Source organism: Clostridium fallax, assembly GCF_900129365.1.
Taxonomy (GTDB): domain Bacteria; phylum Bacillota; class Clostridia; order Clostridiales; family Clostridiaceae; genus Clostridium_AH; species Clostridium_AH fallax.
Map to the genome: position 1 here is coordinate 94,471 of NZ_FQVM01000003.1, position 16,203 is coordinate 110,673.

The 16,203-nt window shown below is 25.0% G+C and carries 11 protein-coding genes; 7 read left to right on the plus strand and 4 right to left on the minus strand.

Going from position 1 to position 16,203, the window contains the following annotated elements; all coding sequences use genetic code 11:
- Positions 1-180 precede the first annotated feature (180 nt).
- Positions 181-861 (plus strand): tetratricopeptide repeat protein, encoded by a 681-nt coding sequence (locus tag BUA70_RS02700; RefSeq protein WP_072892766.1) that lies wholly within the window; start codon positions 181-183, stop codon positions 859-861.
- A 92-nt stretch (positions 862-953) separates the two neighbouring features.
- Here the strand turns inward: BUA70_RS02700 and BUA70_RS02705 are convergent, their stop codons facing one another.
- Together BUA70_RS02705 and BUA70_RS02710 are read right to left on the minus strand one after the other, a co-directional pair.
- Entirely contained in the window at positions 954-2,558 is a 1,605-nt protein-coding gene (locus BUA70_RS02705; RefSeq protein WP_072892769.1) for a putative ABC exporter domain-containing protein, read from the minus strand.
- Positions 2,559-2,561: 3 nt separating this feature from the next.
- The gene (locus BUA70_RS02710) at positions 2,562-3,257 is read right to left on the minus strand and encodes an ABC transporter ATP-binding protein (RefSeq protein WP_072892772.1); all 696 of its coding nucleotides are present in this window, start codon (positions 3,255-3,257) and stop codon (positions 2,562-2,564) included.
- A 243-nt stretch (positions 3,258-3,500) separates the two neighbouring features.
- On the opposite strand from BUA70_RS02710, the gene BUA70_RS02715 reads away from it, so the two are divergent.
- Both BUA70_RS02715 and BUA70_RS02720 read left to right on the plus strand, forming a co-directional pair.
- Complete coding sequence (locus BUA70_RS02715) at positions 3,501-4,196, plus strand: response regulator transcription factor (RefSeq protein WP_072892774.1); 696 nt, start codon at positions 3,501-3,503, stop codon at positions 4,194-4,196.
- Positions 4,174-6,024, plus strand: coding sequence for a sensor histidine kinase (locus tag BUA70_RS02720; protein WP_072892777.1), 1,851 nt, complete (start codon positions 4,174-4,176; stop codon positions 6,022-6,024). Before BUA70_RS02715 ends, BUA70_RS02720 begins: the two co-directional genes overlap by 23 nt.
- A gap of 158 nt (positions 6,025-6,182) precedes the next feature.
- Here BUA70_RS02720 and BUA70_RS12900 read toward each other — a convergent pair whose 3' ends face one another.
- Positions 6,183-9,200: an SH3 domain-containing protein gene (locus BUA70_RS12900; protein WP_083573436.1), complete on the minus strand. Its 3,018-nt coding sequence runs from the start codon at positions 9,198-9,200 to the stop codon at positions 6,183-6,185.
- Positions 9,201-9,349: 149 nt separating this feature from the next.
- A complete protein-coding gene (locus tag BUA70_RS02745; protein WP_072892779.1) occupies positions 9,350-11,353 on the minus strand; it encodes a sigma 54-interacting transcriptional regulator in 2,004 nt (667 codons plus the stop codon).
- Positions 11,354-11,791: 438 nt separating this feature from the next.
- On the opposite strand from BUA70_RS02745, the gene ptsP reads away from it, so the two are divergent.
- From ptsP to BUA70_RS02765, 4 genes are all read left to right on the plus strand, one after another.
- Entirely contained in the window at positions 11,792-13,405 is a 1,614-nt protein-coding gene (ptsP, locus tag BUA70_RS02750; RefSeq protein WP_072892780.1) for a phosphoenolpyruvate--protein phosphotransferase, read from the plus strand.
- Between the two features lie 199 nt (positions 13,406-13,604).
- Positions 13,605-14,141 (plus strand): chromate transporter, encoded by a 537-nt coding sequence (locus tag BUA70_RS02755; RefSeq protein WP_072892781.1) that lies wholly within the window; start codon positions 13,605-13,607, stop codon positions 14,139-14,141.
- A gap of 2 nt (positions 14,142-14,143) precedes the next feature.
- The gene (locus tag BUA70_RS02760) at positions 14,144-14,665 is read left to right on the plus strand and encodes a chromate transporter (protein WP_072892782.1); all 522 of its coding nucleotides are present in this window, start codon (positions 14,144-14,146) and stop codon (positions 14,663-14,665) included.
- A 236-nt stretch (positions 14,666-14,901) separates the two neighbouring features.
- Positions 14,902-16,161 (plus strand): DUF4652 domain-containing protein, encoded by a 1,260-nt coding sequence (locus tag BUA70_RS02765; protein WP_072892783.1) that lies wholly within the window; start codon positions 14,902-14,904, stop codon positions 16,159-16,161.
- Positions 16,162-16,203: the final 42 nt, after the last annotated feature.

Sequence of the window (16,203 nt, forward strand, 5' to 3'; positions counted from 1 at the left end):
ACAAGTTTTTATTCATTATTAGAAAAGTTTTGCTTACTAATTCATCATATTACTTCAATTAGCAATACAAGTTGATTTATGTAAAATTATCAAAAATATAAATATATATTTATTGATATCTATTAGATCATTGATTAAAATTGAATTATTATATATTTTTAAGGATAAAAGGAGAAAAATATGAGAATAAAATTGCCAGGAAGTACTAAGGTAAAAGCTATAATTTTAGTGATTTTGATAGCAGTTTCATTAGGAATTTTACTAAAAGAAAGAAAGTATAATAAAGAGATGTTAAAATCACAACAAGCTGTAGAGGAAAGAATAATTAATGAGAATAAAGAAAATAAAACCTTTTTAAAACAAGAATCTAACTTAGAAAAATTAGATGAAGAATATAATAAAGCTTATGAAACATTTTTCAAAAAAAATTATGATGAAACAATAAAAATAGCTGATAATATAATAAATAAAAATGAAGATTATTATAAAGCTTACAATATAAGGGGTATTGCAAAGGTTTATGATGGCAGATTTGAAGAGGGAATGAAAGATATTGATAAATCTTTAGAAATAAAAGGTGATTATGGATATGGTAGATTTAATAAGGCTTTAAGCTATGAATTGAAAGGGAAATATGATGAGGCTCTTAAGTGGTATGATAAAGCTTTAGAAGTTGAAGATTATGTATGGACCTATTATGGTATTGCAAGTATTTATGGAAGAAGAGGAGATATAGACAATACTATTAAGTATTTAAAAAAGGCTATTGAGTTAGATTCAGGAGTGAAAAATACTGCTAAAGAGGAAGAAGATTTTAATCCAGTAAGAAATAATATTAAATTTAAAGAGTTAATTTCTTAATTTTATGAATAATTTTATTCATAAAATTAAGAAATAAAAAAGAAAAGAGACTGTAGCTCCTAAAAATATTTCTAGGTGTTACAGTCCATTTTTTATTCTGTATGTTGTTCCATATTATCTAAAATACTTCTACAGCCTAAAGTTAAAAGGAAAGATACTAAAACTGTATATAATAAAAATAAGATATAGAATATAAAGGATAAATTAAATATATTTGATGTAATTAAAAGAGCTATTATTGGTATAAATAATATAATTTGAAGTATTATTAATAATAAACCAGATATAGTGCTATTATTTAACCCTATAAATTCTAAAATTTTAAATGTAAATAAACCATTTAAAGATAGCATATAAGCCAAAGTTACATAGCAAACTATACATAATATTACAAATAAAAAATTCTGCTTTAAAATTATTCCTGAAGGAATAAATAAAAGTAAGGCATCTACTAAAGATTTTATCAATGATGATGAAATACTATAAAATAATTTTTTTGCTGTTGAGTCTGGTAATAAATAAATATAATGAAAATTTATTTCATTATATATTTTACTATTTAGAGAAGCAAAAATCATTAATGCACAGCTGCCTATTAGTATATCTCTTATAGAACCTTCCTTGCATACTATTGCAAATCCTAAAGAACCTCCTAAAAGAAATATAGAATATAGGTTTATAAAGAAGAAAAAACTCTTTTTAAAATATTCATTTATATGTTTATAAAAAATAGTTTTAGCTCCATAAACTCCATCTAGTTTTAGTTTAATATTTTTAATTTTAAAAGTTAAATTTTGATTATTATGTTCATTTATTTCATTAGCAGATAATTTCCCATTTTTAGCCTTATTAGCAAATTCATTATCTGCAGCAGAAGAAAGAACATCTTCATAATAATCTAATTTTATAAAATAAGTTATACGCAATAAAATTACAGATATTATAAGAATTAATACTAAAAATATAAGGGATAAAGGATTTATACTTGTCATACTTTTAAGAACTATAAATTTTATCCATCCTATAATAGGTATGTAATCTATTATTTTTGAGTTACATATATAATTATTAATATTTAAAAGTCTTAATTGTATGTCACCTAAGAATATATATAATCCTAGTAAAGCAAATAATATAAGTAAAAATATTTTCAGTGTATTTTTTATTATATTAGGTAAATTAGAATACTTTGCACATAATGCAAAAATAAATATTTTTAAACAGTTACAAAATATAAATTGAAATATAATAAAAGTTATAATAATAATAATTTGATTTGCAATTTTAACATTTAAAGAAGTCAATATTCTTGGAATTTGATATAAAAAATATACACTAATAAAAATATCAGCAACCATCTTTTTTAATACACCAAAAACTAAAATAGTTTGAGGTTTTATAGGTGATGTAAATATGAGATTAACATCACTTAGTAAAAATTGAGAGTTTACTTTTTTAGACCCACTATATAATGAATATAAAAAATAAAGAGTTGTAATTATAAAAAATATAGTAACAAAAATAGAAGATGTAAGGAATTTTGTATCATTACTACTGCTACTTTTACCGTTAGGAATTAAAATCATTACAAGCCAAAATATAAACACTATAGGGCCTATTGCTTTTTTGGGGTTTTTCTTTAATCTTTTAAAATAATTAATAAACGTTCTTTTTTGTAAGTAAAATAAAGCTTCCAAACCTTAATCCTCCGTAACTTCAAAGAATATTTCCTCTAGAGATTTATGATGATTCTCCATTTCCTCTTTGGTTTTAGCAAAAACTACTTCACCATTTTTCATTATTAGAACTTTGTCCCATAATCCTTCAACAGAATCAAGTAAATGAGTACTTATTAAAATACTAGTTCCATTATTTCTAAGTTCATTTAGAAGCATTTTTGTTGTTTTTATTGCTTTAGGATCAAGTCCTATCATAGGCTCGTCTATTAATAAAATTTTAGGATTAGTTATTAAAGCACAGCAAATACTTACCTTTTGCATCATACCTTTTGAAAGTTCACTTCCGAATTTATCTTTTTTATCCCAAAGATCATAAAGCTTAAGAAGATCCTCTGCATATTGGTTGTACTCTTTTATTCCGTAACTATGAGCCATAAATTCTAAATGTTCATAGATAGTTAACAAAGGAAATAAGGCAGGCATTTCTGGAATATATCCCAGTAATCGTTTCCCTTCTATAGACTTATTGTTAAAACCTGATAGCTCTATAATACCATCATATCTTAATAAACCAGCAATTGATTTTATTGTAGTAGATTTACCAGCTCCGTTTGGTCCTGCTAAAACGGCTATTTCTCCATCTCCAATTGAAAAGCATATGTTTTTTAAAACTACATCTTTTCCATATTTTTTGGTAATATTTTCTACTTTAAGCATAGTATACCTCCTAAGTATTGTTAGTATTTATTATAGAATAGATTGAAAGAAAATATTAGAATTGTATACATATTTAAGTATATTTTTATATGTATTTAATGTAAATTTAAGGTTGGTTTCATTATTCAAAATAAGTATATTTAAAAATCTTAATATATTCTTAATATATTTGTTTGTTTTTTTGTAATTTTAAACATTTAATATAAAATTATAGGAGGAGAAAATTTTTAAGGAGATAAAATTATGAAGGAATTTAAAGTGCTTATAGTAGATGATGAGAAGGAAATAAGGGATGCCATTGAAATTTATTTAAGAGGTGAAAGTAATATAAAACCTATAAAAGCAGTGGATGGAATTGAAGCTTTAGAAATTTTAGAAAGAGAGGAGATACATTTAATAATTTTAGATGTTATGATGCCTAATTTGGATGGTATAAGAACTTGTATGAAAATAAGAGAAAAGAAAAATATACCTATAATAATGCTTTCTGCAAAATCTGAAGATAATGATAAAATATTGGGATTAAATATAGGAGCTGATGATTATATAACTAAGCCGTTTAATCATTTAGAGCTTATTGCAAGGGTTAAATCACAGTTAAGAAGGTATGAAAAGCCTTTAGAAAGGAAGGTTGAAGAACATAAAATTATAGTTAAGGATTTAGAGATAAATAAAAATTTAAAATCTATAATATTAAGAGGAGAAAAGGTACATTTAACAGCTACAGAATATAAAATATTAATTTTATTAGCATCAAATTTAGGAAGAATATTTTCAATAAAAGAAATATATGAAAGGGTATGGGATGAACCTTTTTATAAAAGTGATAATACAGTAACTGTTCATATAAGAAGGATAAGAGAAAAGATAGAGATAAATCCGAAGGAACCGGAATATATAAAGGTGGTGTGGGGAATTGGATATAAGATGGAAAAATAAGTTAAAAAGACTGGTATTTAAATTTAGTGTATTAGATTTATTTTTAATAATTATAGCAATTTATGCAACATTTTTGTGTAGTATAAATATTAAGCATTATATAAATTATGCATCTTATGATATAGGACAAACTAGTTCTTTAAAAATAATAAAAACAATTTTAACTAGTGATGATGAAAAATATGCTTCTTTAGCAAAACAAAATAGTATAAATAGATATAAGGAATTGTTTGATAAAACAGATGAGTTTGTTAAGAATACTTTAGAAGAGTATAAAGATTTAGATAATCAAGAAGAGTTTAATAATTTTACAAAAAAAATAATAGAAAATTATAACGATATGACAGGAATAGTTCTGATAAATAATACTAAAAATTTTATGCTAACTAATGAGCCAGGAATAGGTATAGAAAACCATGTAATTAATGGAGAAGATCAGGAACAAGCAAAAAGTGAAGTAATAAATCAAACAAAGGATAATATTGATGATACTCAATATAAAATTTCCTATATAAAATTTAAAAAGCTTAATATGAATAGTTTATATAATTATCTTAACAAACATGAAAGTTATTTTACAAAAGAAGATGAATTTACAATTAATAATGAAAATTATACTTTGTTAATGTTTAAAAATACTTATTATAATGATACACCTATTTTCTATATGGGATTAGAATCAATAAGAAAAAATATATTTAAACTATTCATATTGATATTAATAAACATAATTTATATCATAAAATTAATTTATAATATAAAAAAATATAAAGGAAATATTATAAAAGAAACTATAAAGGACGAGCCTTTAATACAGTGGTATGGAAATAAACCTGTAGAAGGTAAAATAAAATTTAATTATGGATTTATAATTGTATTAATATTACTTAGCATTATGAGTATATTAGGTATCTTAAGAACATCTATATTTTTTATTTTGTTCAATGGCTCTATAATATGTATTTTAATATTCTTTAATATGTATAGATCTTTTGGAATTATAAGACTAAAAAAGCAATTAAAGAATATTATTAGTGGAGAAAATAATAATAATAATTTTAATTTATTAGGACTTAAAGACATTGGGATGCTTTTAAATGATGTTACAAATGGATATAACAAAGCAGTTAGTGAAAATATAAAAAATGAGAAACTAAAAACGGAACTTATAACAAATGTATCTCATGATTTAAAAACTCCTTTAACATCAATAATAAATTATGTAGATATTTTAAATAGAGAAGATTTATCAGAAGAAGAAAGGAAAGAATACTTAAGTATTTTAGATAGAAAAGCTAATAAACTTAAATCTTTAATAAATGATTTATTTGAAATATCTAAGCTTTCTTCTGGAAAAATAGATTTAGAAATCAAAAGGATAGATTTAATAGAACTTTTACATCAAAGTTTGGGGGAGTGTACTCCAGTATATTCTAATAAAAACATAGATTTTAAAATAAATAGTGATGAAGATATTTTAATGGAGTATGTTGACCCACAAAAGTTTTCAAGGGTTTTTGAGAATCTAATAGTAAATGCTTATAAATATTCTTTAGAAGGAACAAGAGTGTATATTGATATTAATAGCCTAGACAATAAAGTTATTATAGCTTTTAAAAATATATCATCTTATGAATTGAATTTTGATGGAAAAGAATTATTTGAAAGATTTACAAGAGGCGATTTAGCAAGAAGTTCAAAGATAGATGGAGCTGGACTTGGACTAGCTATAGCTAAATCTATTGTAGAACTTCATGGAGGAGAGATGAAAATAGATATAGAAGGAGATATGTTTAAGGTTTATATAATATTAGATAAATACAGGTAAATATAAAATAATAAATCATAAAAAATTCAAGTTCAGAAAGAAAGAATAAATTTTATGTAATTATAAAAAGGTATTAAAATTTAGATGTTTTATCTAATTTTAATACCTTTTTCTGTAAGGAACTAATAATTATTTAAATCAATATTTTTATAATTAAATTATAGAACTCTTCTAGCTCTACCAATTCTATGCCAAGGTACATCAGCAATTTTAACAAAGCTTCTTGAGTTTGGAGATTCTATCCATTGACCATTACCTAAATACATACCTACATGTTGTAAATTACTATAGAATAATAAGTCTCCAGGTTTTAAACTATTTAAAGAAACTTCAAATCCGTTATTTATTTGATCCCAAGTTGTTCTTCCGATTCTTATACCAGCTTGTCTAAATCCCCATTGCATTAGACCGGAACAGTCAAAGGCTCTGTATCCTTGATCTGTATAATTTGAACAGTGATCATACATTCCTCTTGCCGTTTCAGAAGGGAATCTTTGTTTTAGTGTATTTAAAAGGGAAGAAGTGAAATATTCACCAGCCCCACCCCAAACATAAGGACTACCTATTTGAGCTTTCATAGCACTTAAAACAGCTTCGTAAGTTTGTTGAGTAGAACCATTACTTGATCCGTTGCTATTTGAATTATTGTTTGAATTATTAGGTGAATCTACTTTTTTTACATAGTTACTATGAACATAACCTATTTTATTTTTATAATTTATATTGTACCATTCTCCAGAAACTCCTAGTATCTTAAAGGTTTCTCCTGGAAGTAAATAAGCTATAGTTGAACTATTGGTACTTGGATTACTTCTAAGTCTTAAGTTAGTTGATACATTATATACCATACCATATTCATTTTTAGTTGGTTTACTAGTTTCTGGTAAAGATGGTTTATTACTTTCCGTATTAGATCCAATAAGTTGAACATAATCTTCATGAACATGTCCAGTTTTATTTTGATGACTTATATAGTACCAGTTTCCTTTTTTGCTTATTATATCGAAAGTATCTCCATTTACTAAATATCCTACAATAGAACTATTAGTATTAGGTTCTTTTCTAATTCTTAAGTTTGTAGATACATTAATAACTTTTCCTTTTGAATTAACAGTTTCACTTGAGCTATTTCCACTTCCAGAGTTAGAGTTATTACTAATTATTTTAACATAGTCTTTGTGTACATATCCTTTAATATTTCCTGAAGTTATATAGTACCAATCTCCACTTTTCCCATTAATATCAAAGGTTTGATTAGCATATAAAGTACCTATAATAGGTGTATTAGTACCAGCACCTTCTCTAATTCTTAAAGAGGAAGATACATTAACTACTTGGCCTTTTTGACCTTCAACAGAACTATCACTATTTGAAGGTGGAGTCACAGTATTGCCTGAATTAGATCCATTAAGGTCTACTATTTTTACATAGTCCTTGTGAACGTATCCAGTAGTACCACCGGATTTAATATAATACCAGTCGCCTTCTTTACCATTAATATCAAAGGTTTGACCATTGTATAGAGTTCCAACGACAGCGGTATTAGTGCCAGCTCCTTTTCTAATTCTAAGAGAAGAAGATACATTAACTACTTGACCAATTTTTCCTTTTACAGAATTATCAGTTGAAGGTTTAGAATTTGTTGAATCTGAATTAGTACTTCCTGAAGAATTACTAATTACTTTAACATAATCTTCATGAACATATCCAACAACATTACCAGATTTTATATGATACCAGTTACCTTCTTTACCATTAATTTCGAAAGTTTGATTTGCATATAAATATCCAACAGTTTTAGTATTAGTACTAGCTCCTTCTCTGATTCTTAAAGAAGAAGATACATTAATAACTTGACCTTGACCTTTTACTGATGTATTAGTATTTGTAGAAGTGGAATTTGAATTATTATTTTGTTGAGAACTATTAATTTCTTTAACATAATCTTTATGAACATATCCAGTGGTATTTCCAGACTTTATATAATACCAATCTCCACTTTTGCCAGTAATATCAAAAGTTTGTCCATTATTTAAATAACCAACAATTTTAGTATTAGTACCAGCGCCTTCTCTCACTCTTAAAGAAGAAGATACATTAATAACTTGTCCCTTACTTATATAAGAAGAGTAGTTACTTACAGTCATTAAAGCAGTAGCTGGAGATTTGGTGTTGTTTGGTGCTTCTTCCGTAACATATTTATAATTATTAGTTTTATCGGAGGAATTATTTTTATTATCTTCTAAGTTATTTTTGTTACTATTAGTTTCTTTTGAAGAATCAGAACTTTTATTAGAATTCTCTTTATCAGTAGATTTATTAACTTCTAAATTATTTTGATTATTTAAAGGTTTAGATGTAATATTTTCCTTTGATAAATTAGTATTCATATCTTTAGAAATTTCTTTATTGTTATTTTGTTTAACTTCTGTATTTTCCTTCTTATCATTATTAGGTAATTCTACCTTTTTGTTTTCAGTTAATTTATTATTGGAATCAACTGAGGAAACCTTATTATCCTTATCTTTTATATCAATTTTATCAGAAGTTTCTTTTTTATTTGTAGTTACTTTATTTTCATCAATTTTTTCTACATAATCTTTATGGATATAACCTGATTTATCGTCTAAGGAGATATTATACCAATCTCCATCTTTATTATTAATATCAAAAGTTTGTCCATTTATAACATATCCTACTACATCACTATTATAGTTAGCAGCTTTTCTAAGTCTTAAATTAGTTGATACATTAATAACTTTTCCTTTTGATTTTTTTACGTTTTCTGTTTTATCAGAAGTTTCTTTAGAATCTTTATTAAAAGTTCCTGTATTTAATTCTTTTACATATTCTTTAGGTATATATCCTTCTTTTTCACCGCTTTTTATATGATATAAACCATTACTTTGATCAAGAATTTCGAAAATATCTCCATTCATTAGGTAACCAATAGTCTTACTATCTTTATTAATATCCTCTCTAATTCTTAAATTAGTAGTTATATTAATAACTTGACCTTTTTGTACTTTAACAGAATCCACTGTAGAAGAATAATTGGTTTTTTTAGATGAATGGGTATTGTTTTCAGTAGCGTAAGCATATTCCGTAGCTATTGCAGTAGTTCCAACTACTGTAGATGCGACTACAAGCAATTGGGATATTTTTTTCTTATTCACCTTGGACTCCTCCTAATTAAAATAATTATAAATTTTAGTTATTATATAAAATAATTATAACTTATATTAATGGAGTTTTGCACCTTTTTTTATAAGGTTTAACAAAACTCTTAAAATTAATAATTATTGAAATTAGTATTGTATATATCTTAGGAATCCTTATTAATGCCATATTTTTTACATTTTAGGCTTATGGTTCTATGGGTTAGCCCAAGTGCTTTTCCAGCTTTATTAAAACTACCATATTTATTAATAGCAAGTTCTATGATTTGTTTTTCATATTCTTCAAAGGGAAGGATTTCATCATTTATTACATTTATAAGATTTGTAGATGATGAATAATTACCTATTATATAAGTAGGTAAATCTCTTGATGTTATGTGATTACCTTCACATAAATTAATAGCGCGTTCTATTATATTTTCTAATTCTCTTATGTTACCTGGCCAAGAATAGTTTTGAAGGAGATTCATGCAATCACTATCAATAGACTTTATATTTTTATTTAGCTTTTTATTTAGTTTAGCAATAAAGTGCTCTACCAATAAGGGAATATCTGCTTTTCTTTCTTTTAGGGTAGGTAAATTTATTGATAATACATTTAATCTATAATATAAATCTTCTCTAAAATCTCCACTTTTCATAAGGCTTTCAAGATCTCTATTAGTAGCTGCAATAACTCTTACATCAATTTTATGAGGTTCTAATCCTCCTAAGGATTCTATTTCTTTTTCTTGAAGAACTCTTAAAAGTTTTACTTGCATATATACTGGCATATCACCAATTTCATCTAAAAATATAGTTCCGCCATCTGCTATAGTAAATTTACCTGGTTTACTTTTTATAGCTCCTGTAAAGGCTCCTTTTTCAAAACCAAATAATTCACTTTCTAATAAATTTTCAGGAATGGCAGCGCAGTTTACTCTTACAAAAGGTTTATCTTTTCTTAAGCTATTATTATGTATAGCTTTTGCGATAAGTTCTTTACCTGTACCACTTTCCCCTCTTATAAGAACTGTAGAGGTGCTTTTTGAGGCTTTTTCACATATATAAAGTATATCTTTTAAAACTCCAGAAGCACCTATAATATCTTGAAAAGATGATATTGATGTATGACGTAAAAGTTCTTCTTTATAATAATTTAATTCTTCTTCAGATTTTCTAAGTTTTTTCATGATTTCTTTTATTTCATTAACAGGTTTAGAAGTTGATATTACTCCTTTAAAAATATTATCAATAAATATAGGTTCTATAGTGCTTATTAAATCTATACCATCTTTAGTATGCCTTATATTTTGAAGTGTGATTTTATCTTTAAATGATTTATATCTTAATCCATTAGGAGATACTATATTTATATCTTTTCCTATAATATTTTTAGAACAGCTTTTTAAAGTGTTTTCGTAGCCTGGATTTATATAACTTACCTTACCAAATTCATCTACAAAACAAATCATATCATGAGAACATTCAAGAATTTTCTTGAATTTTTCATTTAATTCTTTTATTCCTATAATATCAGAAACATCTTGAAGAACACCTATAGCACCTATTACTTTTTCATTATTAAAAATAGGTGTCCTATTAACCATTGTTATTTTGTTATTTATATGTTGAATATGACCAAAGTGTTTACTTTTAGTCTTTATTATATTTGGAAGCTCTGTAGTAGGAATTATATCGGAAATTTTTTTACCTAAAACATCCTCATGGTTTTTATCTATTAAAGAAAGTGCATATTCATTTATATTTGTTATATTTGAGTTAGAATCAATAACTAAAACTCCTATAGGTAAAGATTCTAAAATTTGTTCATTAGCTATTTTACTTTCTTCTATAAAAGCATCTATTTGATTCATTACAGAAGGAGTATTATTTATAGTACTATTTATGTAATCTATAAGTTCTTTTACGGCAATTTTACAGTTAGGATTATTAATATCTGCCCCTATAAATACATTTTCATTTTGCTGTACCTTTAAAGAAAGTAATGCAAGCATACTTATGCCTAGCCAGTCAGTATAAGGAGGTTTTTTTATATATAGGTTTATATTGTATTTACTTTTTATATTAGAGGCTTTATTTACAAGCATTGCTGAAAATCTAGTGTGAAGCCCATTAGTATCTTTTATATAAATTTCTTTAGAATACATAGAATTTTATCCTTTCGTTATTAAAATTATTAAATTAGTTTTATAAGTATTAATAAAAAGTGAATATTAAATGTATAATATAAAAACTGACTAAAGAGAAAGGTTGATAAAATTTATCGATATATTCAATATGCATGATAAAAAATATCAAATTGATTATATCAGTAAAAGATAGTATAATCAACGTTATAGTGGAATATTGGAAAAAATATGGTGATAAAAAATATCAATAATAATATATTTTCATACATGCAAATAATTTTTACATAAATAATAAAATATTAATTAAAATAAGCTAATATGGGAATTATAAGCTTAAATAATTTTTTTATTTAGGTATTATAAATTTTTGGCATAGTAATTGCTATGAATATATAGAGTAATTTTAGAATTTAACTTTAATATTTAAATAGATACTTTTTAAGGAGGATATTTATTATGATGAAAGGTATTGCAGCTTCAAAGGGATATGCAATAGGTAAGGTATTTTTACAGGAGACTGAAGAGATAATAATAAGTGATGAAAAGATAACAGATGTTCAAGCTGAAAAAGAAAAATTAAAAAAAGCTTTAGAACTTTCTAAAACTCAATTAGAAAACGTAAAGGCTAAAGCAGCAAAATCAATGGGAGAAGAGAAAGCAGCAGTTTTTGAAGCTCATTTAACTTTACTAGATGATCCAGAATTTACTGGTGCTATGGAGCTTGAAATAGAAAACAATAATTCAAATGCAATGAAAGCTGTTAATGATGTTACAAATACATTTGTTGCAATTTTTGACTCAATGGAAGATCCATATATGAGAGAAAGAGCAGCAGATATAAAGGACGTATCAAAAAGAATAATAACTAATTTAGCTGGTAAAGTAGTTGGATTTGAAATAAGCGAGGAAAATACCATAGTTGTTGCTAATGATTTAACTCCTTCAGATACTGCTCAATTAGATAGAAGTAAAGTGGTAGGGTTCTTAACAAATATTGGAGGAAGAACTTCTCACTCAGCTATAATGGCTAGAACTTTAGAAATTCCTGCAATTGTTGGATTAAAGGATATAACTTCATCAGTTAAATCAGGAGATACTGTAATAGTTGATGGAATAGAAGGAAATGCAATAATAAATCCAGATGAAAAAACAATAGAAGAATATAAAGCTAAAAGAGATGAATTTATAAAAGAACAAGAGGAATTAAAAGCTTTAATCAATGTTAAAACAGTTACTAAAGAAGGAAAAAGAATAGAAGTTTGCGGAAATATAGGTAAGCCTCAAGATGCTGATCAAGTATTAGCTAATGGTGGAGACGGAGTAGGTTTATTTAGAACAGAGTTTTTATATATGGATAGAACAGAGGCTCCAACAGAAGAAGAACAATATGAATCATACAAATACGTTTTAGAAAAAATGGCTGGTAAGCAAGTTGTTATAAGAACTCTAGATATCGGTGGAGATAAAACTCTTCCATACTTACCATTACCAGAAGAAATGAACCCATTTTTAGGATATAGAGCTATAAGATTATGTTTAGATAGAAAAGAATTATTTAAAGTTCAGTTAAGAGCATTATTAAGAGCTTCTATTTATGGAGATTTAAGAGTAATGTTCCCAATGATATCAGGACTTGAAGAATTCCTTCAAGCAAAAGAAGTAGTTGAAGAATGTAAGGCTGAATTAAAGTCAGAGGGAAAAGAATTCTCAGAAACTATACAATGGGGTATTATGGTTGAAATACCAGCAGCAGCAGTTTATGCTGATGAATTAGCTAAGTATGTTGACTTTTTCTCAATAGGAACTAACGATTTAATTCAATATACTTTAGCTGCAGATAGAATGAGTGAAAAAGTATCATATCTTTATAACCCAATGCATCCGGCTGTATTAAGATTAATAAAGATGACAATAGATGGTGCTCATAAGCATGGTAAATGGGTAGGAATGTGTGGAGAAATGGCTGGAGATGAGGCAGCTATACCAACATTAGTAGAATATGGATTAGATGAGTTCTCAATGAGTGCTACATCAATTCTTAATGCTAAAAAGGTAATAATGGAACAATAATTAAAGCAATTAAATTAAAAATTTAATAATACTCAAAAACTAAAATACATTAAAAGCAAGAAAAGATGTGATTATTCATATCTTTTTTTGTTTTATATTATAAAAAATTATTTAATTATAAAAAATATATTATAATTAAATAGACAATAATAAAATACATAGATATAAAATAAATATTATTAGAATTAGGAGAAGAACCTTGAATAAGTCAGTAAAAATGTTTTTATCTTTTTTAAAAATAGGTGCTTTTACGTTTGGTGGTGGATATGCAATGATACCACTTATAGAGGCGGAAGTAGTAAATAAAAATAATTGGATAACTAAAGAAGAATTTATGGATATTCTTGTAATGTCACAAAGTTTACCAGGAGCTTTGGCTATAAATTCAGCTATATTTATAGGATATAAAATTGGTGGATTTTTAGGAGCAATTTTAGGGCTATTAGGAGTGGTCCTTCCATCTTTTTTAATAATACTAATTGTAGCTACTGCTTTTATGCAATTTAGAGACAACTATTATGTTAATCTAGCCTTTAAGGGCATAAGTGCTGCAGTACCTATGCTTGTATTAATTGCAGTTGTAAGTTTATCTAAATCAGTTCCAAAAACTAAAGTTAATTACGTACTTATTGTTTTAGCAGTAATATTATTAACTGTTTTTAAAGTAAATCCTGTTTTTGTAATAATTGCTGCTGCTATATTTGGAATAATATTTTACAAGGGAAAGGTTAGTTAAAAATGATATACTTAAAATTATTATGGGCTTTTTTTAAGATAGGAGCATTTAGCTTTGGTGGTGGATATGCAATGCTACCTTTTATAGAAAGAGAAATAGTTAATAATAATAATTGGATTACAAATAATCAATTTGTAGATATAATAGGTATTTCTCAAATGACTCCAGGACCTGTTGCTATAAACTCAGCAACCTTTGTTGGATATAAAGTATCAGGTGTTTTAGGAAGTATAAGTGCAACTACTGGAGTAGTTTTAATGTCTTTTATATTGGTGTCTATACTTCAAAAAACAATGGAAAAATTTAAAGAATCAAAAGTTGTAAAAAATGGTTTAATGGGAATGAGACCTATACTTATAGCACTTATAATAAATGCATTTTTATCTTTAGCTAAAACATCTTATGTAGATTGGCAATCAATAATTATTACTTTAATAACAGGAGCTGTTTTATTATCGAAGAAAATTCATCCTATATTAACTATTGTTTTAGCAGCTATATTAGGCATTATTTTTTATAAATAAGTAATTGTATTAAAATTACATAATGATATTTAATACTTTATAGAAAGAGATATTTTGAAATTAATTTCAAAATATCTCTTTTTTTATAATTGTCATAAAACATAAAAATAGATAGTTAAAATATTTTATTATAATGTTAATATATATTTTAAAATCAATAAAACAATATTAAAAGTTTTACATTTATAATAGAAGAATAAGGAGTATTTATAATAAAAATATTAGGAGGTGATAATATGAATTGCAATACCTTCAAAAAGTATATTTTAAAAATGATTAATGGTAAACTTCCAAAGGACTTAGAAAAGGCTATGAAAAATCATATGAATCGTTGTAATAGCTGCAAAGAAGTTTATTATGAAAAGTTAAATAATGAAGAGATACTAAAAAAGTTGATTAAAGATGAAAAAATCTCATCTAAAGATAAATTTATAGATGATTATAAGAATGAGTATAAGTTTTATAAAAAAGAAAAGAAGTATAATTTCTTTATAATTTCTATAGTTATTTTAATATTTATTATATGTGGAATTATAGTAGAAAAAAATAAAAAATACATATTTAAAGTAAATGGAAATAATAATTTCTTAGAAAATGGTGAAAAAGTAGACCAAAGCTTAGAAAAACAAATAGATAAGATAAAACATAATTATAAAATAAATGGTAGTGAGGTTATGCCTAAAATAAGATATAAAATTTTAAATAATTATTATAATACCAATTGGAAGGTTTATACTTATAATAATGAAAAATATGAGGCTGTAATAGATAATAATAAGGAGAGCAAATTAATAGTTAAGTTTAATGGAAAAAATTCTTTTATAAAAGAGTATTATATATGCAATAATGCTAATGATAATATATATTTTAAAGATATATCATGGACTAATGAGGGTAAACTACTAATTGCTATAAATAAAAGTTATGGTAATGAAAAATATGGGGAGATATATTTATTAGATGTAAATAAAAATAAACTTAGTTTAATATATAATACTAAAGAAAATAATCAATTAATAAAAAGTATTAGTGTATCAAAAGATAAGGAGCAAATTCAAATAATATTAAGTGAAGATTCTAATAAAAGAGGTAATAATTTAAATAGTAATGAAAAAATTATAAAATATTCTAAAGAAGATATTTTAAATAGAGAAGGATATGGATATGGAATAATATTAAATGATATATTTATGGCTTTAAGAAATAAAAATATAAATTATATTTCAAATGAATTTTTATTTGGGTTCGATAAAAAAGAGAATGCAAAAATAGTAAATATATATAATAGGAATAGTAAAATATCAGATGAATATTTAAATATAACTGATTTCCCTAAAAAGGAATATTTTAAAGAATTAGGATTTGATGATTTTAAAGTATTGCTTTTAAAAGGAGATGAGGATTATATATCAGTAGTTTTAGGAAAAGTAAAAAAAGATAGTGAGTGGAAAATAATAAGTATAAATTGCTTAAATAATGAAAACATACAAGATTAAATAATTTAAGGAAATCACTTTTTTAAGCGACTATATATAGTA